This is a genomic window from Undibacterium sp. Di24W, assembly GCF_049340325.1.
GTDB lineage: Bacteria > Pseudomonadota > Gammaproteobacteria > Burkholderiales > Burkholderiaceae_D > Undibacterium.
This window is the reverse complement of the sequence record NZ_JBMPOP010000005.1, coordinates 213,127-237,611: the sequence shown is the minus strand read 5'-3', so window position 1 is coordinate 237,611 and position 24,485 is coordinate 213,127. Positions and strand designations below refer to the sequence as shown.

Annotated in this window: 27 protein-coding genes; 19 read left to right on the top strand and 8 right to left on the bottom strand. The window is 46.4% G+C overall.

What is annotated here, in order from left to right:
• Nucleotides 1–128: 128 nt before the first annotated feature.
• The 14 genes from ACO0KZ_RS12625 (at nt 129) to ACO0KZ_RS12560 (ending at nt 14,454) form a co-directional block, all read left to right on the top strand.
• Complete coding sequence (locus ACO0KZ_RS12625; RefSeq protein ID WP_422995675.1) at nt 129–854, top strand: ABC transporter ATP-binding protein; 726 nt, start codon at nt 129–131, stop codon at nt 852–854.
• Nucleotides 826–3,315: an ABC transporter permease gene (locus ACO0KZ_RS12620; protein WP_422995673.1), complete on the top strand. Its 2,490-nt coding sequence runs from the start codon at nt 826–828 to the stop codon at nt 3,313–3,315. Before ACO0KZ_RS12625 ends, ACO0KZ_RS12620 begins: the two co-directional genes overlap by 29 nt.
• Nucleotides 3,312–3,968, top strand: coding sequence for an arylesterase (locus tag ACO0KZ_RS12615; RefSeq protein WP_422995671.1), 657 nt, complete (start codon nt 3,312–3,314; stop codon nt 3,966–3,968). The genes ACO0KZ_RS12620 and ACO0KZ_RS12615 overlap by 4 nt, the downstream gene beginning before the upstream one ends.
• A 17-nt stretch (nt 3,969–3,985) precedes the next feature.
• A complete protein-coding gene (locus ACO0KZ_RS12610) occupies nt 3,986–4,765 on the top strand; it encodes a hypothetical protein (protein ID WP_422995669.1) in 780 nt (259 codons plus the stop codon).
• A gap of 334 nt (nt 4,766–5,099) precedes the next feature.
• Nucleotides 5,100–5,852 carry a response regulator gene (locus ACO0KZ_RS12605; protein WP_422996043.1) on the top strand — a complete coding sequence of 251 codons (753 nt, stop codon included), beginning with the start codon at nt 5,100–5,102 and terminating at the stop codon, nt 5,850–5,852.
• A complete protein-coding gene (locus ACO0KZ_RS12600) occupies nt 5,845–7,170 on the top strand; it encodes a sensor histidine kinase (protein WP_422995667.1) in 1,326 nt (441 codons plus the stop codon). Before ACO0KZ_RS12605 ends, ACO0KZ_RS12600 begins: the two co-directional genes overlap by 8 nt.
• A gap of 354 nt (nt 7,171–7,524) precedes the next feature.
• A complete protein-coding gene (locus ACO0KZ_RS12595) occupies nt 7,525–8,910 on the top strand; it encodes an alpha/beta hydrolase family protein (RefSeq protein WP_422995665.1) in 1,386 nt (461 codons plus the stop codon).
• Between the two features lie 510 nt (nt 8,911–9,420).
• Nucleotides 9,421–10,356, top strand: coding sequence for a sensor histidine kinase (locus ACO0KZ_RS12590; protein ID WP_422995663.1), 936 nt, complete (start codon nt 9,421–9,423; stop codon nt 10,354–10,356).
• 28 nt (nt 10,357–10,384) lie between these two features.
• The gene (locus ACO0KZ_RS12585) at nt 10,385–11,143 is read left to right on the top strand and encodes a LytR/AlgR family response regulator transcription factor (RefSeq protein WP_422995661.1); all 759 of its coding nucleotides are present in this window, start codon (nt 10,385–10,387) and stop codon (nt 11,141–11,143) included.
• Between the two features lie 167 nt (nt 11,144–11,310).
• Nucleotides 11,311–12,255, top strand: coding sequence for a LysR substrate-binding domain-containing protein (locus ACO0KZ_RS12580; RefSeq protein WP_422995659.1), 945 nt, complete (start codon nt 11,311–11,313; stop codon nt 12,253–12,255).
• 77 nt (nt 12,256–12,332) lie between these two features.
• Nucleotides 12,333–13,223 (top strand): 4-hydroxybenzoate octaprenyltransferase, encoded by an 891-nt coding sequence (ubiA, locus tag ACO0KZ_RS12575; protein ID WP_422995657.1) that lies wholly within the window; start codon nt 12,333–12,335, stop codon nt 13,221–13,223.
• 120 nt (nt 13,224–13,343) lie between these two features.
• Nucleotides 13,344–13,655 carry a DUF883 family protein gene (locus tag ACO0KZ_RS12570; RefSeq protein WP_422995655.1) on the top strand — a complete coding sequence of 104 codons (312 nt, stop codon included), beginning with the start codon at nt 13,344–13,346 and terminating at the stop codon, nt 13,653–13,655.
• Nucleotides 13,656–13,660: 5 nt separating this feature from the next.
• A complete protein-coding gene (locus ACO0KZ_RS12565) occupies nt 13,661–14,095 on the top strand; it encodes a phage holin family protein (protein ID WP_422995653.1) in 435 nt (144 codons plus the stop codon).
• Between the two features lie 2 nt (nt 14,096–14,097).
• Nucleotides 14,098–14,454 carry a YqjK family protein gene (locus ACO0KZ_RS12560; RefSeq protein ID WP_422995651.1) on the top strand — a complete coding sequence of 119 codons (357 nt, stop codon included), beginning with the start codon at nt 14,098–14,100 and terminating at the stop codon, nt 14,452–14,454.
• A gap of 49 nt (nt 14,455–14,503) precedes the next feature.
• Here ACO0KZ_RS12560 and ACO0KZ_RS12555 read toward each other — a convergent pair whose 3' ends face one another.
• From ACO0KZ_RS12555 to ACO0KZ_RS12540, 4 genes are all read right to left on the bottom strand, one after another.
• Complete coding sequence (locus ACO0KZ_RS12555) at nt 14,504–15,139, bottom strand: TMEM175 family protein (RefSeq protein WP_422995649.1); 636 nt, start codon at nt 15,137–15,139, stop codon at nt 14,504–14,506.
• Between the two features lie 105 nt (nt 15,140–15,244).
• A complete protein-coding gene (locus ACO0KZ_RS12550) occupies nt 15,245–16,099 on the bottom strand; it encodes a PA4780 family RIO1-like protein kinase (RefSeq protein WP_422995647.1) in 855 nt (284 codons plus the stop codon).
• A gap of 51 nt (nt 16,100–16,150) precedes the next feature.
• Nucleotides 16,151–16,984, bottom strand: coding sequence for a pyrroline-5-carboxylate reductase (gene proC, locus ACO0KZ_RS12545; RefSeq protein ID WP_422995645.1), 834 nt, complete (start codon nt 16,982–16,984; stop codon nt 16,151–16,153).
• On the bottom strand, nt 16,974–17,690 hold the full coding sequence (locus ACO0KZ_RS12540; protein ID WP_422995643.1) for a YggS family pyridoxal phosphate-dependent enzyme: 717 nt from the start codon (nt 17,688–17,690) through the stop codon (nt 16,974–16,976). Before ACO0KZ_RS12540 ends, proC begins: the two co-directional genes overlap by 11 nt.
• A 71-nt stretch (nt 17,691–17,761) precedes the next feature.
• On the opposite strand from ACO0KZ_RS12540, the gene ACO0KZ_RS12535 reads away from it, so the two are divergent.
• The 3 genes from ACO0KZ_RS12535 to ACO0KZ_RS12525 are packed head-to-tail and all read left to right on the top strand — an operon-like array spanning nt 17,762 to nt 20,482.
• Nucleotides 17,762–18,805 carry a type IV pilus twitching motility protein PilT gene (locus ACO0KZ_RS12535; protein ID WP_422995641.1) on the top strand — a complete coding sequence of 348 codons (1,044 nt, stop codon included), beginning with the start codon at nt 17,762–17,764 and terminating at the stop codon, nt 18,803–18,805.
• 52 nt (nt 18,806–18,857) lie between these two features.
• Complete coding sequence (locus ACO0KZ_RS12530) at nt 18,858–19,994, top strand: PilT/PilU family type 4a pilus ATPase (protein ID WP_422995639.1); 1,137 nt, start codon at nt 18,858–18,860, stop codon at nt 19,992–19,994.
• Nucleotides 19,991–20,482: a glutathione peroxidase gene (locus ACO0KZ_RS12525; RefSeq protein WP_422995637.1), complete on the top strand. Its 492-nt coding sequence runs from the start codon at nt 19,991–19,993 to the stop codon at nt 20,480–20,482. Before ACO0KZ_RS12530 ends, ACO0KZ_RS12525 begins: the two co-directional genes overlap by 4 nt.
• Nucleotides 20,483–20,493: 11 nt before the next feature.
• Here the strand turns inward: ACO0KZ_RS12525 and ACO0KZ_RS12520 are convergent, their stop codons facing one another.
• Nucleotides 20,494–21,000 carry a hypothetical protein gene (locus ACO0KZ_RS12520; RefSeq protein ID WP_422995635.1) on the bottom strand — a complete coding sequence of 169 codons (507 nt, stop codon included), beginning with the start codon at nt 20,998–21,000 and terminating at the stop codon, nt 20,494–20,496.
• 117 nt (nt 21,001–21,117) lie between these two features.
• Here ACO0KZ_RS12520 and ACO0KZ_RS12515 point away from each other — a divergent pair, with 117 nt between their 5' ends.
• Nucleotides 21,118–21,639, top strand: a complete 522-nt coding sequence (locus ACO0KZ_RS12515) for a DUF4124 domain-containing protein (protein ID WP_422995633.1) — start codon at nt 21,118–21,120, stop codon at nt 21,637–21,639.
• 99 nt (nt 21,640–21,738) lie between these two features.
• Here ACO0KZ_RS12515 and ACO0KZ_RS12510 read toward each other — a convergent pair whose 3' ends face one another.
• Nucleotides 21,739–21,966, bottom strand: a complete 228-nt coding sequence (locus ACO0KZ_RS12510) for a hypothetical protein (RefSeq protein ID WP_422996059.1) — start codon at nt 21,964–21,966, stop codon at nt 21,739–21,741.
• On the opposite strand from ACO0KZ_RS12510, the gene ACO0KZ_RS12505 reads away from it, so the two are divergent.
• Nucleotides 21,905–22,609, top strand: a complete 705-nt coding sequence (locus tag ACO0KZ_RS12505) for a ZIP family metal transporter (RefSeq protein WP_422996041.1) — start codon at nt 21,905–21,907, stop codon at nt 22,607–22,609. The genes ACO0KZ_RS12510 and ACO0KZ_RS12505 overlap by 62 nt on opposite strands.
• A 5-nt stretch (nt 22,610–22,614) precedes the next feature.
• Here ACO0KZ_RS12505 and ACO0KZ_RS12500 read toward each other — a convergent pair whose 3' ends face one another.
• Complete coding sequence (locus tag ACO0KZ_RS12500; protein WP_422995631.1) at nt 22,615–23,475, bottom strand: sulfurtransferase; 861 nt, start codon at nt 23,473–23,475, stop codon at nt 22,615–22,617.
• Nucleotides 23,476–23,489: 14 nt separating this feature from the next.
• Nucleotides 23,490–24,416, bottom strand: a complete 927-nt coding sequence (locus ACO0KZ_RS12495) for a DMT family transporter (protein WP_422995629.1) — start codon at nt 24,414–24,416, stop codon at nt 23,490–23,492.
• Between the last annotated feature and the right edge of the window lie 69 nt (nt 24,417–24,485).

Here is a 24,485-nt window from a genome sequence, read left to right as displayed (position 1 = left end):
TTACAAAACTTTACACCAGCAACATGAGTGATTAACTTCAGCTAGATAAAGTGTAGTCATTGGTAATGCAAAAATAAATCGCATTACGTTCCTTTGCCACTACCAGGCATCTTTTCAATGGAGACATCATGTCCACGCAAGCAATGATACAAGTGAAACAAGTCACTAAATCGGTAGCGACGACTGAGGGCGACTTGCAGATTCTGCATCCTATCTCGCTCGATATTATGGCGGGTGAATCGGTCGCCATAACCGGCGCTTCCGGTTCAGGAAAGTCGACTTTGCTGGGTATATTGGCTGGCTTGGATACGCCAAGTACTGGCGACGTCTTCCTCTCCAATCAATGTATTAGCAGAATGGATGAAGAAGGCCGTGCTCAAGTCCGTGCCGACAATGTGGGCTTCATTTTCCAATCCTTTCAATTACTTCCAGGTTTGAGTGCGTTGGAAAACGTGATGCTGCCTTTGGAGCTACGCGGTAACAAATTCGCGAAAGAATTGGCAATGAATTTCTTGAGTCGTGTCGGACTATCAGAGCGCGTAAACCACTATCCGCAGCAACTTTCGGGTGGCGAGCAACAACGTGTTGCGATTGCCCGAGCCTTCGCCAGCCAGCCTTTGGTCTTATTTGCTGACGAACCGACAGGTAATCTCGACAGCCAGACCGGACAAAAAATTATCGATCTTTTGTTCGAGCTCAATCGTGACCAAGGAACGACCTTGGTGTTCGTCACCCATGAAGAACGTTTGGCGAACTTGTGCCAGAGACGTCTTTACTTAGACGCAGGAAAAATCGCTTACGCTTCAAGTTCAAAAGGAGAGAGCCATGTTGGCCTTCAAGTTATTGCTGCGTAATTGGCGCAGTGGCGAGCTGAAACTACTCAGCATTTCTTTGGTACTGGCAGTTGCCGTACTCAGTGGTATTTCCATTTTCACCAATCGCTTGGACACCAGTCTGCGTTTGCAGAGCAACGCCATTTTGGGTGCAGATTCGACCATAGAATCACCCACCGCAATTCCAAAAGTTTGGGCCGAGCAAGCAACCGCTACCCAGGTCAAACACAGTCATGTGACGACCTTTGAATCGATGTTGTATGCAGGCGATGACATGATATTGGCGTCAGTGAAAGCGGTAGGCGAAGGATTTCCACTGCGTGGGGAAGTAGAAATCAGCAATAAGCCATTTTCTACGAATGCTAAAGACATTAGCTTAGCGAACGGTGTCCCATTAAGTGGTGAAGTGTGGCTGGATTCACGCCTGTTTGCCAGCTTACATCTCAAAATTGGCGATCGTGTTCAAGTCGGCGAACGCCAACTGCGTGCGAGTAAGGTTTTGATACGCGAACCTGAACAGTTTGTTTTCAACCCTCGCTTATTGATGAATGAAGCCGACTTGGCATCGACCAAAGTGATTCAACCCGGCGGACGTGTTACCTATCGTTTTCTGATTGCTAGTGATGATATCAAGATCTTGAACACCTATCTAGCCCAATTGAAAAGCCAACTCACGCCAGGACAAGAAGTCATCGATCCAGCGCAGATGATGGAAAGAATGACTCGTGTATCGAAGAATGGTAAGCAATTTCTTTTGTTATCCACGATGATTGCCGTGTTGTTAGCAGGTGTGGCGATTGCCATTGCTGCGCGTCAGTTTTCCGAGCGACACACGAATCAAGTGGCCATGATGAAAAGCCTGGGTGTGAGTGCCTCACGCATACGCCAACTCTACTTCTTGCAACTTTTTCTCTTGTCTGCCATTGCCTCAGTTATCGGCTTAGGATTTGGTCAGCTGATACAGGGCATCGTGGCGCAGAGTTTACAGGAAGTCTATCGCTTCAAGTTAAGCGCACCAACCGTCGAGCCTTATGTACTCAGCTTCTTAAGCGGCATCTTGTGCATCGTGTTTTTTGCATTACCTGCACTTTGGTTTTTGCCAGCTGTATCACCCTTGAAAATTTTACGTCGTGAGCTTGCTGTTAAGGCCACTCAGGTTTGGATACAGGCCCTGCTCGCCTTAACCGCCATTGTCTCTCTAATTGCCGTATTTAGCCGTGATGCATTGCTGACTTTGATTATTGGCGGAGGCCTGATCTGCATGATCTTGGTGTCGATGTTGATTGCTTGGGTGCTGCTCGCCATTAGTCGCTTGCTGGCATCACGTTTGCAGGGATATTGGCGCCTGGCGTTTGCGAACATTTATCGTCGCAAGGCGCAGAATATGATGCAGATTATTGTTTTTGGTGTCGCGATCATGTCTTTATTGATACTCACCATTATTCGCTCCTCGATTATGGACGAGTGGAGTGCATCGATTCCCGCAAACGCTGATAACCATTTTCTGATCAATATTGGCCCCGATGAAGTGGCCGATATTAAGTCTATGCTGGACGAAAAGAAGCTGAGCTATCAGCCAATTTATCCATCGCTTAGAGCACGCATCACTCAAATCAATGACAAGGAGCTTGATGCGACGTTCCGAAAAAAGTCTCGCACCCTAGAAATGGAAAATGATGTGTCGTGGACCGAGAAAATGATAGAGGGCGATAGCATCACGGAAGGCCTTTGGTGGGATAGATGGCATGCTAGTGCGGCTAACTTACAAGGTGTATCAGTAGCTGCCGACAGTGCTAAGAATATTGGCCTAAAAATTGGTGATCATATCCGTTTTTCTATTGCTGGTTTAGAGCTGGACGCAGAGGTCGCAAGTTTTAGACAGATGACGCCAACGGCAACACGAAGCTCCTATTCTTTCTTGTTTGAGCCTCAGAGAATGAAAGACTTTACACCTAGTTATACAACAGGTTTCTATTTAGCTCCCGATCAAAAAAACTTTGTCATGCAATTACTGGGCAAGCATCCGAACGTGGCAGTGCTAGAACTTGATCGTATGATCGCCCAGATGAAAAGTACCATCAAACAAGTGACCGACGCAGTCATGCTCGTATTATTGTTGAGTGTGGCGGCCGGTGGTTTAGTGATGTTGTCTGCAGTATTGAGCAGCATTGAACAACGCAAGCAAGAAAACGGCCTGATACGCGCCTTCGGTAGTTCAAAGTCACTCATCTTAGGTAGTGTCGTAGTTGAGTTTGCAGTAATCGGCGCCCTGGCTGGTAGTGTCGCTATCATCGCCAGCGAAATGATACTGGTGGCCTTACAAACCTTGGTACTGGATGCACCTGTCCAACCGCATTACTTGTACTGGCTATTGTCACCGGTAGTAAGCGCAGTTTTGTTGGCTGCACTCGGATGTTTCGCCTGTCGTCATGTGATTACCACACCACCATCAACCGTATTACGTGGAGCTTATGCATCATGAAAAATTTATTTCTTTTTCTGGGAAGAATAATTCTCACCGCCTGCTTACTCATCGCGTCAACTGCGTATTCTCATGCTACATCTCAAGCTAACAACGGGAAAATACTGGTGTTGGGCGACAGCATCAGCGCCGGTTTAGGAGTAACACCCGAGCTGACTTGGGTAAACTTATTTGACAAAGTCATGCAAGACAAATATCGCTTGCAGGTCGTAAATGCCAGTGTTAGCGGAGAAACCAGCGTTGGTGGAAAAAATCGTCTGACGAGTTTATTAAAAGCGCATCAGCCGCGTTTCGTGATCATCGAATTAGGCGGGAACGATGGTTTGCGTGGGTTTTCGACCAAAACTGTCGCTGCAAATTTGCAAGAGATGATAGCTAAGAGTCACGCCTCAGGCGCCAAGGTGCTATTGGTTGGCATGCGGATTCCCACTAGCTACGGTGTCCGCTATGGCGATGAGTTTGCGGCAGTTTATCCTAAGCTTGCCAGCAGCAATGCGATTCCCTTGGTGCCTTTTTTACTCGACAAAGTCGCGCTCGACCCCAGCATGATGCAAGCAGACAAAATTCATCCTAATGACAAAGGACAGCCTCAATTATTAGCTAATGTGATGGCGGTGTTTGGACCTTTCTTAAAGCAACAAAATACAAACTAAAAATGGAATCGAATACGATGAAAAATTGGAATAAGAGCGGTATCACACTGAAAGCAATTGGCTTAGTTAGTTCACTGTGCTTGTGCAGCGTCGCCCAAGCTGATGGCATTACCGACCTCAGAGGTGCGCTGAATCGTTTGCAAGCACAAAGCAATGTGAAAGCCGTACTGGAAGTGAAGAGCTCACGCAAACAAGGCGAGGACAAAGAGGCGATCGAAACAAATGGGCAGATTAACGTCAATCTCGAAGATGGCTCGCGTGGCATGCAGATTTCGCTTTCCAAGGAAGTACTGAATAAGCTAGAACAAGAAGCGCGCGCACGTATCAAAGATAAGGAAAGCAAATCACCCACAAGGCAAGCCAGCTTTGACGTCAATACCGAAGAGTCTCAAATGATGCTGTCCGCAGTCAATGCATTACAAAGGCAAATTGAGGAGGCCAGTTTTAAGAGTGAAAAAAACGATTCTTACAACGGCAAACCCGCTCGCCTACTCACTTTTGAGTTTGGCATGGAGCGTTTGCCAGCGAGCGCAAAAAAATACATTAAAAATTTCGAGAGTCGTTTAGAGATTTGGATCAATACGGATGGCACACCTCTGGCGAGCAAGTTGGTAGAACAGGGAAACGGTCGCGCTTTCATTGTTGTTAGCTTCCAACAAGCAAGCGAAGAACATAATGTCTATCAGGTTGTTGGGGATCGCTTACTTATTACGCGCCGCGAAAGTAAAAATAAGAGTAGTGGCGCTGGAGAGCGGGCAGATACGAAAGTCATCAAGACCTTACAAGTGCAGATTTAATGTTGGTCAAACTCACTTAATCTCCATGTCTGCAATCGTCACTCCTGCGAAGGCAGGAGTCTAGCGTCTTTGGTTGCTCTACAAACGTCGCTCGATTCCTGCATTCGCAGGAATGACAGAAGTTGCAGTTTCATTGTTTCACTTTGCTCCTTAATGCTGTAGAAAAATTTGCAAAGTTACCGACATTTCGGGTATTGACGTATATGCTGAGACCTCAGCACAACTGTAACGAGCGGCTTTGTCAGGCAATGCAGATAGTCCACGCTTGGCGCAAGCGCTATGCTCGGTTAAGCTATGCCAGAGCGAACTCAAAACAAGCTTTTTTAGAGAACCTATGTTGCCACGCATTTTAATGATAGAGGATGACCAACGTCTGGCCAATATGGTCAGCACCTATCTTCAACAAAACGGCTATCAGGTCGTGCATGCTGGAACTGCACGGGAAGGAATCGAACTTCTCAACCAACAATCCGAGCGAGATCGTTTTTCGGTGTTGTTGCTCGACCTGATGCTGCCCGATGCCTTCGGCCTCGACGTCTGCAAACAGATACGCGCGCAACAAGATGTCAATGCCATCATTCCTATCATTATGCTGACTGCCAAAGGTGATCCTATGGATCGCGTGGTGGGATTGGAAATCGGTGCAGACGACTACCTCGCCAAGCCATTCGAACCACGTGAATTATTAGCGCGGCTGCGTTCTACATTACGCCGCCAGGAAATCATCTCCAAACAATTACCACAACAAAGTGCGTCTGCATCCACGTCAACGACCGCGCAATTAAATTTTGGCAATATCAACATCGACCTCGATGCCCGCTCACTCAAAGTCAGCGGAGAAGAATATTCGATAACTGGTTATCAGTTTGATCTTTTGGTAGTCATGGCACAACATGCCGGGCGTGTCTTATCACGAGATTTCTTACTCGATGCCGTCAAGGGCGAAGCTTTACATGCCTTTGATCGTTCTATCGACGTGCATATAGGAAGGTTACGCGCCGCCATAGAAGTCGACCCTAAACAACCAAAACGTATTATCACTGTACGCGGTGCCGGCTACGTTTTTTCTAAGGCGCAAGATGTCTAATTTTCTCAGCTCGCAGCTGCAAAAATGGCGTAACGCTTGGTCACTCAAATTTTATTTGCGTGTGTATCTGGCAGTCCTTGCCAGTCTCCTCGTTACCAGCGTGATTTTGTATGTGCTGATACAAGTGGCGATGAATGATACCGACAATTTCAAACGCAATATGGAGAATTTTTCCTATATCGCGTCCAGTGTGATTCCGCCAGAAAGTAGCGGCAAAGCGGCTGAGATTGAAGCAATTAAGCATTGGGGATTTTGGTTGGACATGGATATTTCTGTCTTTAAACTTGATGGAACACTTAGTAGTTCAACCAAGTTTAAGCCTTTGACACATTTACCCTCGAATATACGCACAGGCTGGTACACCAGCTTACCCGATGAAGTGGCAATTCAACTTAAGGATCGACGATGGATCATTGTTGATATGAGTCGTCGCATCTTTGTTCCATCAGGAATGCAAATGATAGGTTCCATCTTAGTTGTACTAGGCATTGCACTGGGCTCTTATCCCTTGGTGCGACGTTTAACCAAACGACTTGAACACCTGCAAACCAGTGTCGAGGCCTTGGGCGAAGGCAAGCTAGGTACACGGGTCGCAGTCGAAGGCAAGGATGAAGTTGCACGTTTAGCGATCAGTTTTAATCAAGCTAGTGCTCGTATTGAAGCCTTAATGAACGCGCAAAAATCGCTGCTTGCCAATGCCTCACACGAACTACGCTCACCACTCGCTCGCATAAGCATGGCGGTAGAATTAGTGACCGAAAATGCACCAGATGATTTACGCAAAGAACTCAAGCAAAACATTCATGAACTCGATCAACTCGTCGATGAAATATTATTGAGTAGTCGCTTAGAGGCCAGCAAAGACAGCCAGCCAGAATGGGAAACCATAGACCTCAGCGGCCTACTCGCTGAAGAATGCGCACGCATGAATGCCGACCTGCATATCAACTTAACACTTGAACAAATGCAAGTCGCAGCGGCGTTTAGAGCCGAAGCTAAATACCTGCGCAGACTTTTCAGAAATCTATTAGAAAACGCCGAGCGGTATGGCGATGGGAATGCCAGCGATGTCTATCTAACGATGCAGGAAGAACGCCTGACAGTCGATGTCTGTGATCGCGGGGCCGGCATCCCTGCTGACCAATGTGAACGCGTTTTCGAACCCTTCTATCGCCTTCCAGGCAGCAGCGAAACGAATGGCGGTGTCGGCCTTGGATTAAGCTTGGTGAAACAAATTGCAGAGCGCCATGCAGCGAGTATTGCTTGCCTGCCACGAGAAGGTGGTGGCAGCTGTTTTCGGGTCAAGTTTACGGTTTAAGCCTACAGTGGACATCGCTGGGAAACGGCGATACCTATCAGGAAAGCCTTGTAAGACGCGATATCGAGCGCGACTTGCAACAACACTTACAAATGTACTTCATGTCAAATTTTTCCCATTTCATACCGGAAACACTTTCGTCTGCCGCATATCGAAAGACAAATCGAGTGAGATCTTTATACTTCGCTCTCATACAAATCAAAGCCCAAATCACCGTGCAATGCGATTGTAAATAGAAGTAAAAGTATTCATTTCACGAACCCAATTCGCGATTCAATGTCGCAATTCAATGTCGCGATTCGATCTCGCAACTAAGTCCAGCCTGCCAGACGCAGGTAAATTCAGGAGTAACAAATGAAAAAATTTCTCATCACTTGCAGCACAGTATTTGCCATGTCAGCCAGTCTGCCTGCATTAGCCGAAGACCCCGTAGGAAATTGGACGGGTCTAGTAGAAGGTGCAATTCGTCTCAATATTTATCTCACGAAAACACAAACTGGACAGCATGAGGTCACGCTCATTAGTCCAGACCAAGGCAATTTCACCATCAAAGCCGACAAAGTGGAAGCAGGTGAAAACTTCATGCGTTTTAGTATCGCCAAGCTCAACTGCAACTACGATGCGAAATGGGATGAAGCACAGAAAACGTGGGTAGGCACTTGGACTCAAGGACAAGTCGTCAAACTCAATCTGACTCGCTTAGACGAAAAAGCCATTGCCGCGCAAGTCAAGAAACGTCCCCAAGAAGAAGCCATTGCAAAAAATCCACGCAACTATTCAAGCACCGAGGTAAGCTTTCAAAACACCAAAGCGAATATCAATTTAGCTGGGACAATCACTTTACCGCAAGGCAAAGGCCCATTTCCCGCGGTGGTTTTGGTGCACGGCTCTGGTCCTAATGATAGGGATCAAACCATTATCGAACACAAAGTCTTCCTAGTCTTAGCAGATCATTTTACTAAGCAAGGGATCGCCGTTCTGCGCTACGATAAACGCGGTGTGGCAGCATCTAAAGGCGATTACAAGACCGCTACATCCTTTGACTTTGCCGATGACGCGCAAGCAGCGGTGGATTACCTGCGCACACGCTCGGACATCAATCATAGTAAGTTAGGAATCGTAGGGCACTCAGAAGGTGGCCTGATCGCACCTATGGTGGCAGCGAACGATCCTAAGTTGGGTTTTATCGTATTGATGGCGGGCCCTGGTGTACGCTCAGATGCTTTGTTACTGGAACAAAGTCGTCTGATCGGACTTGCCAATGGAGAGAGTCAAGCCGAAGTCGACAAGGACCAAAAGGTTAGTCGTGCAGCCTATGCCATTATCAATTCTGGCGCAGACGATAAGACCATTACCGAGCGCCTGACTGCTCACTTCGATAAAGCGGAAAAAGACGGCGACCTTCCTAAGGGTGCGGCAGCAGGACAATTAAGTACTTTGGAAAAGCCATGGTTCAGAGCTTTTCTGAAATACGATCCGGCACCGACTTTATCCAAAGTCAAACAACCGACATTGGTTCTGAATGGCGAACTCGATTTACAAGTGCCTTCCAAAATGAATCTCGATGCGATTCGTGCTCACATGAAAGCGAATAAAAAAGTCGTGATCAAAGAGCTGCCTAAACTGAATCATCTGTTTCAGGTAGCGACCACTGGTTCACCGACAGAATATGGAAAAATCGAGGAAACGGTGTCACCAATCGCCTTAGATGCGATGTCTAGCTGGATCTTACAGCAGTAAATTCGTACGATTGACTAAGCCTCACCTAAGAGGCTTAGTCAGTATAGAATCCTTACTAATTAAATGAACAAAAATGAACGAGAACCATTGATGTTGCCAACTATCGACTCACAGACAGATCAACCTATACCAAGTACGATGGTGGGGAAACTGAGCACGTGGTCAAACCGGGCTCTGCACTATCCTATCTTCAGTCCGACATGGTTTAGTTTTCGCATTCGCGGCTTTTTCGTGCCCATGTGTGTTTTCACCTTGTTTCTACTTCTCCTGGTTTTGATCGTACCCAACGAACTATATTTTTCCAACGCGCTTTTATGGGAACTTTTTTTGTGGCTGTCTATTGTCACCGCACTTTTGTTAGGCCGATGGCTTGCCGTTAAAGTCAGAACAAAGTCGCGCCATGAACTATGGTCGACGAGAAAAGAAGCGATAGCCATTTCATTAGCAATTGCGATGGGTGTTATCTGCGCCTCTCTTTTAATATTGGCCAGCAATCATTTCGGAAAAAAAATGGGTCCGGAGCTTGTCGAAATAAAGGCAGCATCGCAACAATCTACGAAAAAAAATATTCCAAAAGTTTTCACACCAAAAGCGCAAAGCGTTTTTGGCAATGTAGAAACGACTACCCGTGAAGAAACATCAGGTGTTGGCATTCAAAGTTCATCGCTAAACACCACAAGCACTACCATCCTCAATCTGAGTTTGTGGGCACTATTGATGATTTGGCTAGCGGGAGTCTTAGACCTACGCGCCTACTTCAAACAAAGAGACGCCTTGGAGCAAGCCATCGTGCAAGAGAAGCTCGAGCGCTACAAACGAGAGCGCAATCAAGCCGAAATGCGTCTATCCGTATTAGCCAGTCAAGTCGAACCACACTTTCTGTTCAATACCTTATCGGGAGTGCGCTCAGCTATGTTAAGTGATCCCGAACGTGGCGTGCTCATCATCGATCATCTCGTGAACTATTTACGCTCGACGATTCCGCAAATGCGTAACGATGGTACTTGCACCGAGAGTACTCTTCGTATGCAACTGGATTCGATACGCGCTTATCTTGGCGTGATTCATGTCCGCATTCCTCGTCTTAGCTTTACCGTAGAGAGCCCCGATGAATTATTAGAATTGACCGTCCCTCCTTTGATGTTAATTTCTTTGGTCGAGAATGCGGTGAAGCATGGCATAGAACCGAAAAAAGGCTCAGTGCACATCGCCATTTCTGCCTACAAAATTCAACTTCCAGAAGGTGAGATACTGGCCATTTCTGTCAAAGACAACGGCGTAGGATTTGGCGGTAGCACTGGCGCGACATCGGGAACAGGAATCGGACTGAGCAATATTCGTGAACGGCTTAAACAATTGTATGAAGACCAGGCAAACTTAAGCCTTCTCGCTGTTGAATCGGGCGGTGTTGAAGCGATTATTCAGCTACCGATAGACCGCTCCTAAAATTATCATTGATAGATTGAGGAATACCATGACCACAGCCATCATCGCCGACGACGAAGACTTGCAACGTACCGATTTACGGCGCATGTTAACAAAATTGTGGCCCGAATTGCAGATCGTCGCCGATTGTGAAGACGGCGGCGAAGCGCTTGAAGCCATCGTAAAGTTACAACCCGATATCGCCTTTCTCGATATCCGTATGCCAGAATTGACCGGCCTCGATGTAGCACGCGCTAGCGATGGCAAATGCCGCATCCTGTTCACCACAGCCTATGATAATCATGCGATTGAGGCCTTCAAATTAGGCGCAGTCGACTACCTTCTCAAACCCATCACCGAAGAGCGTTTAGAGCAAAGTATCAACCGCTTAAAGACGCAATTGAATGCCGATCAAACGCCTGCAGATCTTTTGAAAGTAATGGCAGAGCTAGACAAACGTTTGCGCGAACCGCAACAGGCAGAACGTCTACGCTGGATTAGCGCCAGCTCTGGCAATACCATCAAACTTTTTCCTATTGAAGAGATTCTTTTTTTTGAATCCGACCTACGCTACACGCGCGTGGTCAGCACGACAGATGAAGGCCATATACGCACGCCCCTCAAAGAGCTGCAAAAAGGCATAGACCCAGAACAGTTCTGGCAAATCCATCGCAGCGTGGTAGTGAATGTCCATGCCATAGCCAAAGCCAAACGCGACGATGCGGGTAATATCACGGTGGAACTAAAGAATCATCCCGAGCATTTGAAGGTGAGTCAAACTTATGCTTGGCGCTTCAAGAGCATGTGAAACCATCCAGTTATTATCAATTCAAAATACACATCTTAATTTAATAATTTTTTGAACGATATGTAAAAATCGAAGCCTAAGAAAATTATTCTCATTTTTTTGATTTTTCCACAAAAAATGCAAAAGCACCTACTGACTTAAGCTTCAGTCTGTGCCACACTGAATGTATGACTCTCACAGAATTAAAATACATAGTTGCAGTTGCCCGCGAAAAGCATTTTGGACACGCGGCGGAGGCTTGTTTTGTCGCGCAGCCTACGCTCTCGGTCGCTATTAAGAAATTAGAAGATGAATTAGGCGTCACCATCTTCGAACGGGGCGGTACTGAGGTATCCACCACACCACTAGGCGCACAGATTGTGGCTCAGGCAGAACGTGTCCTAGAGCAAACAGCGGTGATTAAAGAAATCGCCAAGCAAAATAAAGACCCTTTAAATGGCCTTTTCAGGCTAGGCATTATTTACACGATAGGACCATATTTGCTGCCGCATTTGGTGAAAACCATGATTACCAAAGTACCGCAAATGCCGCTGATACTGCAGGAGAATTTTACCGTTAAGTTAATGGAATTATTACGCCAAGGTGAACTCGACGCAGCGATTATGGCACTGCCTTTACCAGATCAAGGTCTGATGGTACAGCCGTTGTATGATGAACCATTTGTCGTTGCCATGCCAAAAGACCACCCTTGGGCCGAACGAGCATCGGTCTCCGCTGAAGAACTAAAATCTGAAACCATGCTGTTACTTGGCAATGGTCATTGCTTCCGCGATCAAGTGTTAGAAGTCTGCCCAGAGATGGCGAGATTTTCCACGGGTAGCGACGGCATTGCTCGAACTTTCGAAGGCTCCTCGCTCGAAACCATACGTCACATGGTCGCTTCGGGTATCGGCATCACGGTATTGCCGATGGCGTCCATACAAGACTCCCACAGCAAAGACAGTATGTTGCGCTATGTGCCATTTAGCAATCGTGCGCCAGACCGACGGGTGGTGATCGCGTGGCGCAAGAGTTTTACTCGGCATGCGGCGATAGAAGCAATACGACAAGCCGTATTGCAATGCGATTTAAATGGCGTCACGATGCTCGACGAAGCAGCTCACGCGCAATAGGCTCCCAATGGAAGTAAGAAGGACTGATTGTTTCCTCGTATAATGCGACTTTGAATTTGCTACCGTATTGTGTCTCTATGGAACTCATATCAATTCGACTTTTTACTGGATTCGCTGCTCGTCTTTCGCTGTATTTCAAACTAATACGGCTAGACAAACCCATAGGCATACTGCTGTTGCTATGGCCTACGCTCGCAGCGCTATGGATAGCGAGTAATGGCCAGCCAAACTGGCACTATTTATTCATTTTCACCTTAGGCACGATCCTGATGCGCTCCGCCGGTTGCGCCATTAATGATTTTGCTGATCGTGATTTTGACAAGCATGTAAAGCGCACAGCAGAACGTCCATTGACCAGTGGCAAGATCAGATCATGGGAAGCCGTGGCGGTAGCTGCTGTGCTGGCAGTGATTTCATTTTTATTGATTTTGCCTTTAAATACCCTGACCAAGCAGTTATCAGTTGTCGCTTTAATCGTGGCAGGGTCATACCCCTACTTCAAACGCTTTTTCGCCATTCCGCAAGCCTACCTCGGTATCGCATTTGGTTTCGGCATCCCTATGGCGTTTGCGGCAGTAAACAACAGTATTCCCAATGAAGCTTGGTTAATGTTATTAGCCAATGTGTTTTGGGCGGTGGCTTACGATACGGAGTATGCAATGGTAGATCGCGACGATGATCTGAAAATTGGTATCAAAACCTCCGCCATCACATTTGGTCGCTGGGATGTCGCCGCCGTGGTGCTGTGCTATGCACTGGCGTTACTATTGAATATCTATTGCGGCTGGCGCTTAGGATTGGGCTGGTGGGGGCTAGGCGGTGCTGTGGTCGCGGCGGCGATCGCAATTTATCACTATAGTTTGATCAAAGAGCGCGACCGTATGCTATGTTTTGCAGCATTCCGTCATAATAATTGGCTAGGTGCGGCTTTGTTTTTTGGCGTTTTTTTCAACTATTTATCAATATAGAGAAATTACACAAAAATTCTCTGATGTCTTGAGTTAAAACAAGAAATTTTAACGCATTAAGACTACACTCAATTCGCGTTAGTGTCTTTTATCCAATCAACCAACCGCAAAGGAAATGTGATGAATACCGTTGAACAACACAAAGAGAATCTACTGCGCGAGCTCAATCAAGTATTGAAAGACGCGGAAGACTTGATCAAAAATTCTGAGCAACAGGCTGGCGAAGGATTTCAAAGCGCCAAAGATAAATTGGAAGCGACACTGAAAAGCGCAAAACACGAAATCCATAGAATCGAAGACAAAGTAGTCAAAACCGTCAAAGAATCGGCTCAAGCAACCGACACGTATGTCCATGAAAACCCGTGGAAAACTGCTGGCATTGCTGCTGGTATTGGTCTATTAGTGGGATTACTTATCGCCAGAAATAAATAAGCTAAATGGCAATCACTGATTCCATAGTCCGATTAGGCGCCAGCTTAATCGAAACGCTGCACACACGGCTAGAATTAGCTTCTGTAGAAATCGAAGAAGAGTTTGGTCGTTATGCCAGTTATTTCGTACTGTCGCTACTCGGACTGTTTTGCTGCATCGTCACCATCTTATTGATCATTCTGTTGGTGCTGATCGTATTTTGGGATACGCACCGCGAGCTAGCTCTAGTTGGATTGATTGCACTGTTTGGCATTGCTACCTTGGTGATCATGTTCTATCTAAGAAACGCCATCAAGAATAAACCACGTCTGCTAGCCGCCAGTTTGAAAGAATTACAGAACGATTTGCAAATACTGCGTCAGTTTACAGATCACGCTAACAGTCCTGCACAAGCGTCCGCAAAAAACAATAGCCTTGAACGAGATAATGAGGGCTTTTAGTGATGCCATCGACTAGCCAAACGAGTCGCCAGCAAAAGCTGCAAGCCAAGCGGCTGGCTCTGGTCGACCGTTGCCAGCAACAGAGACGGGAACTAATTTTGCAAAGTGCGCAATTACATCATGAATTGCGTTTTATCGAACTAGGCATACGAACCGCAAGCGCCCTGCGAGCGTCGCCTATCTTAATCGCAGCGCTTGCTGCAGGACTGACCATTATCAAACCGAGACGCGTCATATGGTTGTTAAAAACAGGACTTTCTAGTTGGCGCATGTGGTTAAAGTTTGCGCCAGTATTAATGCCATTAATTCCCTTGCTACGTAGATGTAAGGCAAATACAGGCAACACCGATCGCAACTAATGTAACAAGCAATACACCTTATCAAACACCAAAATCAGGTCTGTATAATTTAAACCTTAGTTTGTAGATCAAGCTGTTTTTTTGAATGTTTGAAACGCCACAACAAAAATACCCCCGCTAACACGCAGGTAATCGCCGCATAAATACTGATCCTCAATCCAGTCGCGCTCAAAGATATACAATAGATTGCTAAGCTGAGTAAATTAATTCTATGTGTGATGAGAGCCTCATTAGGTGTGACGAATTCCGCGATTTTTTTACGACTCATCGCCATCCAAAAGAATAATGCTTGGGATGCCAATATCAGACCGAGCAACACTACATACACAATATTTGCGGTTAAATTTTGTGGGTATCGGCCAAACAGCGCTGCAACGAAAGGAAAGAAACAAATCAACGATAAAAATGCCAGGCTACAAATTAACATTGGCAAATCAATCTCAGCCACTTTTTCTGCCAGCTTATGATGCCAAACCCAAAAGACACCTAAGGCAGAAAAACTCACAAAGTAAGCAAGGATAACAACCCCATCATGTGCAAGTGCATGCAATAAATCTAGTGTTGAATATTTATCGGCGATGGAAGGGACTTTAACCTCTAACACGAGTATCGTCATCGCGATCGCAAATACACCATCGACCAGAGTTTCTAGACGTGCCTTATGGAGGTGAAATTTTTTTGTCATGATAGAAAAGTTTTAAATTGGTTTCTAAATTCCTAGTGTCATTCATGCGAAGTTTGTACTATTTTGTTTAGTCTGATGCCTAAAATACTCTCAGTTATTTTTGAGCTACATCGTAGAATTTATCAAACGCCGCTGCGCTTCCTCTTCGGCTTCCATACGTGCCAATTCGATTTCTTCGATGACAGCACCGACATCCACCGGACGTTTGTCTTCAGCCACAATCCCAGTCAATACAGTATCCGGACGCAACAAACCGGCTACATACAGCTTCCAAATTTCTTTACCGTATTGGGTCTTGGCTAATTCTGGCGCAAATTGGCTGAAGTAGTTTTTCAGATTATCGACATCACGGTACAACATCGCCGCTGCCCCCATATTGCCTGCGGCATTAATCGCTTGCGGCAAATCGATAATGACTGGCCCTTGTTCATTCAAAAGAATATTAAATTCAGATAAATCGCCGTGAATAATACCCGCGCATAGCATCAACACCACTTGCTGGATTAACTCTTCGTGATACACCAAAGCTTGCGCGTGACTAAGGCTGACGTCATTTAGGCGCGGTGCGACTTGACCATCGGCGGTGCTCACCAAATCCATCAACAACACGCCCTCAAAACAGATGTAAGGTGTCGGCACCCGCACCCCAGCATCTGCTAATTTATATAGTGCATCAACTTCGGCATTTTGCCAAACTTCCTCCTGCATTTTGCGGCCATATTTAGACCCTTTTTGCATGGCACGTGCCTGCCGACTATTCTTAACGGTACGCCCTTCTTGATAAGCAGCAGCTTGTTTAAAACTGCGCTGCCCGGCTTCTTTATACATTTTGGCACAACGAATCTGATCGCCACAACGCACCACGAATACAGTCGCTTCTTTGCCACTCATCAATTGACGTAAAACTTCATCAATCATGCCTTCATCAACCAAGGGCTGTAAGCGCTTCGGTGTTTTCATATGCTAGCGATCCTTGTTATCCATATTGAGCGAAGCAACGACGTGCGCCAATTAATATTGCCCAAATTCATCACCCAGCTCTTTACCACGCTGTGCCGCCGCCTGTGTCGCTAGCGCAATGATATTTTTCAAATCATGCTGATCCATACTACTCAAAGCGGCGTAAGTCGTGCCGCCTTTCGAGGTTACTTTTTCGCGTAATATCTGCACTGGGTCGTCGGATTGTTGTGCCAATTGCACCGCGCCGCTAAAGGTACTCATCGCCAGTTGCTGCGCCTGCATAGTATCAAAACCCAAAGCCACAGCGGCTTCTTGCAGTGCTTCGATAAAATAAAACACATAGGCAGGACCACTGCCAGAAATCGCTGTCACTGCGTCGATCATACTCTCCTGTTCCACCCATAAGGTGTCACCGACAGCCTGCATAATCATCTGTACATTCGCCCGCTGTTCGGCATCCACTGCTGCTAAGGCGAACAATCCACTCATCCCCTTACCGATCATTGCCGGCGTATTCGGCATCGCTCTAACAATTTTTTGGTAGCCACCTAACCAACGTGACATATCATCAGCACGAATTCCTGCCGCAACGGATAACAATAATTGCGACTTTAAAAATGGCGCAAAACTTGCAATCACTTGCTGCATTTGTTGCGGCTTCACGGCAAAAATCACGACGTCCAAATCACGCAACTTGTCATCCATGACACTGGCGGTACCCACGCCATATTGCTGACTCAGGCGAGTCACACTTTCGGTATTCAAATCGATTACATGAATACGATCAGCGTTGGTCAACTTATTCGCTAAACCCGCAATCAAAGCGGTCGCCATATTGCCACCGCCAATGAATCCTATAGTCAAATTACTCGGCTTAGACTGCATAATTTCGCTTTCCAAATATGGCACTACCAACACGCAGCATTGTACTGCCTTCGGCAATTGCCGCCTCCATGTCACCACTCATACCCATAGATAGAGTATCGATCGGTATATTTTTTTGAATTAATGTTTGCCCTAATTGTGCGAGGCGTTGAAATGCTGCACGCTGCACTTGTATGTCTTCACTGGCTTCTGGCACTGCCATCAAACCACGCAATCTCAATCGCGGCAACACCTGCACTCTTTGCGCCAATTCCAGCAACTGATCTGGATCCACACCACTCTTACTCGCTTCGCCACTGATATTCACTTGCAAGCATATTTGTAAGTCACCCAAAGCTTCGGGACGTTGCTCGGACAAGCGACTGGCGATTTTTTCTCTATCGACCGAATGTACCCAAGAAAAATGTTCTGCAATCGGACGGGTCTTATTACTCTGTATCGGGCCTATAAAATGCCATTCTGGAATTGCTGTACATGACAATTCAACGCGCAGCTGCTCAACTTGTTGCATTTTATCGATGGCCTCTTGCAAATAATTTTCGCCAAAACTTTTTTGACCGACTTGCAAAGCTTGCACCACTTCGTTAGCAGAAAAAGTTTTTGATACTGCTAATAAAGCAATTTCAGTTGGATTCCTGTCATAGCGACGCGCTGCAAGTGTGATCGCATCATGTACGACTTGCAAGTTATGAGGGATTGAGGACATAATCAGGGAACCTTTGCAGCACAGCAGACTTGGCTGCAGCATTAATTTAATTACTTTGTATCGGATTATAAATGGATATCTCAGAACTTCTCGCATTCTCGGTTAAGAATAACGCATCCGATCTTCATTTGTCGTCTGGATTACCGCCTATGATTCGCGTGCATGGTGACGTGCGCCGCATCAACTTGCCGCCATTAGAACACAAAGATGTGCACTCGCTGATTTATGACATCATGAATGATGGTCAGCGCAAACATTATGAAGAGAATCTCGAGTGCGACTTTTCTTTTGCGATCCCGGGTCTGGCACGTTTCCGCGTCAATGCATTTAACCAAGAACGTGGTGCAGCGGCGGTTATGCGTACCATTCCTTCCAAAATCCTAAGTTTAGAACAATTGAATGCACCGAAGTGCTTTGCTGAATTTTCACTCAAAGCGCGCGGCTTGGTGCTGGTAACAGGTCCAACTGGTTCTGGTAAATCAACCACCTTGGCAGGGATGGTCAATCACGTCAACGAGACCGAATATGGTCACATCCTGACAGTCGAAGATCCTATCGAATTTGTGCACGACTCAAAAAAATGCCTGATTAACCAACGTGAAGTCGGCCCGCATACACACTCGTTCTCCAACGCTTTGCGCTCCGCGCTGCGTGAAGATCCTGACGTCATTCTGGTCGGTGAGTTGCGTGATTTGGAAACCATACGTTTAGCATTGACCGCCGCTGAAACCGGTCACTTGGTGTTCGGTACCTTGCATACCTCTTCCGCAGCAAAAACAATTGATCGTATTATCGACGTCTTCCCCGCTGAGGAAAAAGAAATGGTGCGTTCTATGTTATCGGAATCACTGCAAGCGGTTATCTCGCAAACCCTGCTCAAAACCAAGGACGGCTCAGGCCGTGTGGCCGCGCATGAAATCATGGTCGGCACGCCAGCGATCCGTAACTTGATCCGTGAAGCGAAAATTGCGCAGATGTATTCTGCAATTCAAACCGGCAGTAATGTCGGCATGCAGACATTGGATCAAAATTTGTCCGATCTGGTACGTCGCAACGTGATCTCGACTAGCACAGCCCGCGCCGCTGCCAAGATTCCAGATAACTTCCCAGGTTAAAAAAGCACCTCACAACTAGAATTACAACATCACAGAATAAGAAGGAAGTTTCATGGAACGCGATCAGGCCACCAAATTTATGAACGACTTGCTCAGATTGATGCTGAACAAAAATGGTTCCGATCTTTTTATTACCGCAGAATTTCCCCCGGCATTTAAGATAGATGGCAAAGTCACTCCAGTGTCGAATCAGGTATTGACAGCTGCACATACCATTGATTTGGCGCGGGCGATTATGAACGACAGACAAGCGTCCGAGTTCGAATCAAGTAAGGAATGTAATTTCGCGATCAATCCCCCTGGCTTAGGACGTTTCCGCGTCTCGGCATTTTTGCAGCAAGGTAAAGTGGGTATGGTGTTACGTACTATTACCTCGACCATTCCTACTTTCGAAGACCTGCGTTTGCCTAGCCAAATCAAAGACGTTGCGATGACAAAACGTGGTTTGGTGATTATGGTGGGCGCAACGGGGTCTGGTAAATCGACCACCTTAGCCGCCATGGTTGGTCATCGTAATGCGAATAGCTACGGACACATCATCACCATCGAAGATCCTATTGAATATGTACATCCACACGGCAATTGCATCATTACCCAGCGCGAAATCGGTATCGACACTGATGATTGGGAAATCGCTTTGAAGAATACTTTGCGTCAGGCACCTGATGTGATTCAGATTGGCGAAATTCGGTCGCGTGAAACGATGGATCTGGCGATTGCTTTTGCTGAGACTGGTCACTTGTGTTTAGCCACTTTGCATGCAAATAGCGCGAATCAGGCGCTCGACCGTATGATTAACTTTTTCCCTGAAGAACGCCGTGCCCAGCTACTGATGGACTTGTCACTCAATTTGAAAGCCGTTATCTCTCAGCGCCTAGTTCCTTTACGCGGACAAAAAGGTCGCGTTGCTGCGATCGAAATTATGCTCAATACGCCTTTGATCTCAGATCTTATTTTCAAAGGTGATGTTCATGAAATCAAAGAAATCATGAAAAAATCTGAAGAACTCGGCATGATGACTTTTGACAAAGCTTTGTTCGATTTACACGAAGCGGATTTGATTACCTACGAAGACGCCTTGCGAAATGCCGACTCGGTCAATGAATTGCGCCTGGCAATCAAATTGCGCGGTAAAGACGCCAGCAATCGCGATTTATCGGCTGGTACGCAACATCTCGGCATTCTATGAGCGTGTTAGACTTTCAGGCGAATGACATTACGGGTCAGGCAGTTGATTTAAACAAATATGCAGGTCAAGTACTGCTAATCGTAAACACCGCAAGCCAATGTGGCTACACCTCGCAATATCAAGGCTTGCAGCAATTGCATGAGGAATTTCAAGCTCAAGGATTTCAAGTTTTGGGCTTTCCTTGCAATCAATTTGGTTTTCAAGAACCTGGCACAGCGAGCGAGATTGCGACTTTTTGCGAAAAGAACTTTGGCGTGAGCTTTCCCTTATTTGAAAAGGTGAATGTAAACGGCAGTGATGCACATCCCTTATTTCAATACCTAAAAAGTCACGCGACTGGTATTCTTGGTACCGAGAGTATCAAGTGGAATTTCACAAAATTCCTGATCACAAAAGAGGGGCAAGTACTTAAACGTTATCCGCCGACCACGACACCTCAAGAACTGCGCGCAGATGTCTTAGCGCAGTTAGTGGATGTAGCAGAATAAAACCAGATCAATTATTCGCGCATCCAACGCTGCATTACAGGGAAAGCCTGAACTTGATGCACAGCTGCCTGCTCAGCGTCATAACATAGGCCTGCCCATTGTAAAAATGGTAGGCCTATGTAATTTCCTGCAGAGAAATTTTCGATCAACCAAGCCGAATCGTCTTTATAACCGTCATCGTGAAATACGATGTGTAAAGGAATATCCAGATGCAATGCAGCTGCATACGACCACAATACAGCGGCTATTTCCTCGCCATCGGTAGGCCACGGCAGCTCTAGTTCTGCGCTGCCAATCGCTGCACGTTGACGAGCTGTGGTAACCGCCAGATGTCCCGCTTCATGCAATAAATCACCGGGATACAGTAATTTTTCTTGATCAATATAAATGCAGTTCGGTCCCAAATCCAAACCGGGCAAAAAAGTTGTCTGAGGCAAAGATCTATATTCCAGTTGTATCCCTAAACTAAGAATAAAATCTTGCATGCGAGCTAAATAGTCGTGCGTCGTGCTATTCATGAGCAATGTTGAAATCTAAGTGTAAAGGAATAAAAAGCGCGATATTTCATTTATTCCATTTCATTATACTTTTTTATATCGCATGATTAGCGACTATCACACAACATCTGGAATGCCATGCCTCGACTGAGTCTTTACCCAAGAAAAATCCTGATTAGCGTGATCTGCTCCTTAGGTATGTACAGTGCGAGCCACGCTCAGGTTTTCGAATGCCGTGACGCGCAAGGCAAAAAAATCTTTGCGAATAGTTGCCCCGCTGGATCGACAAAAATCAAAGAAATTTCTTCTCCAAATAGCAACCCAACAGCAACGACAACAACCAACAATACTGGAACGCCTGCCGCAAGCCCGACTCCAAACCCAACGACACGTGCGACAAAAACACCTGCAGAAGCAAGCAGAGAATTTGCCGAATGGAAAAGACGGCAAGAGGAAGAAGAAGGTTTGGCACGTGATCGGAATCGTGCCGACAGCAATAAATGCTATGAAGATCAAAAACGCTTACGCGAGTTATTAAATGGCCAGCCTTTGAAAACGGGTGTTGATGCTAATGGCGATCCTATTTATATGGATGATGAAAAACGGTTGGAGGAAATTAAGGCGATCGCTGAGCGCAGTAAAAAATGCAAACCCGACTAACTGAAAGTAGCTCCCACTTTTTCAATCTTAGTATGGCGGCTATCCAAGCCATTTTGTATCACTTACGACTATCATTTCCGGTAGGGAAAACCGCTACAACTAGATGCTTGGATAAGCTTGGCGAATTGCTTTAATAGCGAATTTATGGTCTAATTGCAACCAAGTTGCAAAATAAATCCATTCGAGGTTCAAAATTCCTTCCCTGCTGTCATCCATTCTCATTACCACCACAGTTGCTGGTGTGTTGAGTATCAGCTTTGCTGCCATCTTTTCTTTTTCGCTGCTGTCGAAATTGGTTGAACGCATGGTCAGTTTGTCGGTCGGCATTATGCTCTCGACATCGTTCCTGCACGCACTGCCAACTGCTTTTGAATCTGGCGCAGATCCGCGCTCTTTATTTGCCTGCTTACTGGGCGGATTACTCGCTTTTTTCCTGCTAGAGAAATTCGCAATTTTGCGCCACTCACATCACCACGAAGGCGATGGACATCATCACGAACACGGGCATGATGCGCATGAAGCCGGTAAAGCCGGTTGGATGATTTTGATCGGTGATGGCATGCATAATTTCACCGATGGGATTTTGATCGCAGCCGCGTTTTTAGCGGATCCGGGTCTAGGCATGGTGACGGCGCTAGCCATCATTGCGCATGAAATACCGCAAGAAATTGGTGATTTTATCGTCTTATTGAATGCCGGATTTTCTCGCCGGCGTGCGTATTTCTACAACTTGTTATGCAGCCTAATGGCGGTGCTAGGTGGGGTTCTAGGCTATTACACCTTAGACAAAGCCAGTTCTCTGATTCCCTATGTTCTAGTGCTGGCCTCGTCTGGCTTTATTTACATCGCCGTCAGCGACCTGATGCCACAAATGCAGCGTCGCGCCTCGCTAAAGGAAACCGTGCCACAAATATTTTTAATCGCATGTGGCGTGGCGCTAGTCTTGTTTGTGACGCAGCATCGGCACTAAGTAGCTTAAGTGCCTGTCGCCACCGGACGAGTGGCATCTGAACACCACTCACTCCAGGAACCTGGATATAAAGCGGTGCCGTGCAAGCCTGCTATTTCAAGCGCCAACAAATTATGGCAAGCCGTCACACCTGAGCCGCATTGCATTACGGCTTTTTCTGGATCGTTTAACAAGCTCTGCCAATCCTGACGCAGTTGCTCGGCTGATTTAAAACGACCATCCGCTTGTAAATTGTCTTTAAAGAAGCGATTCGTCGCGCCAGGAATATGACCACCAACTGGGTCTATCGTTTCATTCTCACCACGAAATCTATCGGCCGCTCGGGCGTCAACAATTTGCAATTTTTTTTCGTCATCGGCATTTAAATTTTTCACTATAGCCGCAACATCAAGTTGAGTGTTTAATGGCGGCTTAGCCACGATTTCGCCTGCCGGATTTTGTACAAATTCGGTTTGCAAAATGTGTCCCGCTGCAGTCCAGGCAGCCAAGCCACCGTCGAGTACCGCAACACTAGCATGACCGATTGAGCGTAATAACCACCACAAGCGTGCAGCAAACATACCACCGTGCGCATCGTAAGCAACGACTTGAGTCTCATTATTTATGCCGAAACGACGCAATGCTGCCAGCAAATCATCCGGCTTTGGAAGAGGATGGCGCCCACGGAAAACGCCATTGTCATCATGCTTGGCACCCGACAGGTCATGATCTAAATTCGCAAAAACCGCACCAGCAATATGTCCCGCATCATAAGCATTGCGTCCAGCTTGCGCGTCCATCAAATCGTGACGACAGTCAACGATAATTAGACTGGATTTAGAAAATGCAAGCCCCAATTGTTCGGCGGAGATTAGTGTGCTGTACATACGTATTTCCCTTTTTAGTTTTTGTCGGTATTGCTGACATTCGGCTTACTATTAAACGAAGAAGCTATCATACCGCTAGACAAAATAACTGCAATCCCTAACCAGCTAATCCAACTCAGATTCACCTTCCAAATCCACAAATCCAAAGTGCTGGTGAAGACAATGCCGACATACTGCAAATTGGCTGCGACCAAAGGATTTCCTAAGCGATACGAGCGAGTCATAGCTAATTGCGCGATCATCGCCAGAATGCCAACGCCGAGCAAAAGTGCAATGCCTCTGGGATCGAACAAATGATGGTTCACATGCGCTGCCAACTGCGTTTCTGACAGCGCATTGAAATGCAAAAACTGCCCGAGAATACCCATCACGGTACACACTAGGGAAAAATAGAATACAACGCGATATTCCGGCTCACCAGCCACGCCCATTTGCCGCACTTGGATATACGCTAAAGCCGCAACGAATCCAGAACAAAGTGCAATCAAGCTATCCGGCAATTGCTCAACACGAATCGTAGGCCGTAATAACATCACCACACCGACGAAACCCAACAAGATAGACATGACTAAATTTGGCGGAAGATGCACCACGTCTTTACCGCGATTCTTCCACCATGAAGTCACGAACAAAATCACTGCGACCCAAATCGACGACATGTAGCTCAAAGTCACCGATAAAGACAAAGGCAGCTTAGAGATCGAATAAAACCATAACCACAAAGACAGTACGCCAAAAATCCCACGCCAGATATGACCAGTCACCATAGTGCTGCGCAAAGTACCGTTCTGCCAGCGCATTATAAAGTAGATACCAATAACGCCTATCGCACCGCGATACGTCACAATCTCCGCCGTGCTATAGGTTTCTGAAGCGAGCTTGACGCAAACACCCATTAAGGAAAACAAAAACGTGGCAACCAACATCCAAAGTGCTTGCATAATATTTCTTAAAATTTCACTACAAAAACTGATTAAAAAAATAATGGGGAAGCAATGCTTCCCCATTTG

Bases quoted from the DNA above. Each gene is read 5' to 3' on its own strand.
- ACO0KZ_RS12525 (WP_422995637.1), top strand. From the start codon at position 19,991: ATGAGCGTGTTAGACTTTCAGGCGAATGACATTACGGGTCAGGCAGTT.
- ACO0KZ_RS12580 (WP_422995659.1), top strand. From the start codon at position 11,311: ATGACTCTCACAGAATTAAAATACATAGTTGCAGTTGCCCGCGAAAAG.
- ACO0KZ_RS12605 (WP_422996043.1), top strand. From the start codon at position 5,100: ATGTTGCCACGCATTTTAATGATAGAGGATGACCAACGTCTGGCCAAT.
- ACO0KZ_RS12515 (WP_422995633.1), top strand. From the start codon at position 21,118: ATGCCTCGACTGAGTCTTTACCCAAGAAAAATCCTGATTAGCGTGATC.
- ACO0KZ_RS12610 (WP_422995669.1), top strand. From the start codon at position 3,986: ATGAAAAATTGGAATAAGAGCGGTATCACACTGAAAGCAATTGGCTTA.
- ACO0KZ_RS12585 (WP_422995661.1), top strand. From the start codon at position 10,385: ATGACCACAGCCATCATCGCCGACGACGAAGACTTGCAACGTACCGAT.
- ACO0KZ_RS12625 (WP_422995675.1), top strand. From the start codon at position 129: ATGTCCACGCAAGCAATGATACAAGTGAAACAAGTCACTAAATCGGTA.
- ACO0KZ_RS12520 (WP_422995635.1), bottom strand. From the start codon at position 21,000: ATGAATAGCACGACGCACGACTATTTAGCTCGCATGCAAGATTTTATT.
- ACO0KZ_RS12555 (WP_422995649.1), bottom strand. From the start codon at position 15,139: ATGACAAAAAAATTTCACCTCCATAAGGCACGTCTAGAAACTCTGGTC.
- ACO0KZ_RS12500 (WP_422995631.1), bottom strand. From the start codon at position 23,475: ATGTACAGCACACTAATCTCCGCCGAACAATTGGGGCTTGCATTTTCT.
- ACO0KZ_RS12510 (WP_422996059.1), bottom strand. From the start codon at position 21,966: ATGCCGACCGACAAACTGACCATGCGTTCAACCAATTTCGACAGCAGC.
- ACO0KZ_RS12615 (WP_422995671.1), top strand. From the start codon at position 3,312: ATGAAAAATTTATTTCTTTTTCTGGGAAGAATAATTCTCACCGCCTGC.
- ACO0KZ_RS12530 (WP_422995639.1), top strand. From the start codon at position 18,858: ATGGAACGCGATCAGGCCACCAAATTTATGAACGACTTGCTCAGATTG.
- ACO0KZ_RS12535 (WP_422995641.1), top strand. From the start codon at position 17,762: ATGGATATCTCAGAACTTCTCGCATTCTCGGTTAAGAATAACGCATCC.
- ACO0KZ_RS12540 (WP_422995643.1), bottom strand. From the start codon at position 17,690: ATGTCCTCAATCCCTCATAACTTGCAAGTCGTACATGATGCGATCACA.
- ACO0KZ_RS12620 (WP_422995673.1), top strand. From the start codon at position 826: ATGTTGGCCTTCAAGTTATTGCTGCGTAATTGGCGCAGTGGCGAGCTG.
- ubiA (WP_422995657.1), top strand. From the start codon at position 12,333: ATGGAACTCATATCAATTCGACTTTTTACTGGATTCGCTGCTCGTCTT.
- ACO0KZ_RS12495 (WP_422995629.1), bottom strand. From the start codon at position 24,416: ATGCAAGCACTTTGGATGTTGGTTGCCACGTTTTTGTTTTCCTTAATG.
- proC (WP_422995645.1), bottom strand. From the start codon at position 16,984: ATGCAGTCTAAGCCGAGTAATTTGACTATAGGATTCATTGGCGGTGGC.
- ACO0KZ_RS12600 (WP_422995667.1), top strand. From the start codon at position 5,845: ATGTCTAATTTTCTCAGCTCGCAGCTGCAAAAATGGCGTAACGCTTGG.
- ACO0KZ_RS12550 (WP_422995647.1), bottom strand. From the start codon at position 16,099: ATGAAAACACCGAAGCGCTTACAGCCCTTGGTTGATGAAGGCATGATT.
- ACO0KZ_RS12590 (WP_422995663.1), top strand. From the start codon at position 9,421: ATGGGTCCGGAGCTTGTCGAAATAAAGGCAGCATCGCAACAATCTACG.
- ACO0KZ_RS12595 (WP_422995665.1), top strand. From the start codon at position 7,525: ATGAAAAAATTTCTCATCACTTGCAGCACAGTATTTGCCATGTCAGCC.
- ACO0KZ_RS12560 (WP_422995651.1), top strand. From the start codon at position 14,098: ATGCCATCGACTAGCCAAACGAGTCGCCAGCAAAAGCTGCAAGCCAAG.
- ACO0KZ_RS12570 (WP_422995655.1), top strand. From the start codon at position 13,344: ATGAATACCGTTGAACAACACAAAGAGAATCTACTGCGCGAGCTCAAT.
- ACO0KZ_RS12565 (WP_422995653.1), top strand. From the start codon at position 13,661: ATGGCAATCACTGATTCCATAGTCCGATTAGGCGCCAGCTTAATCGAA.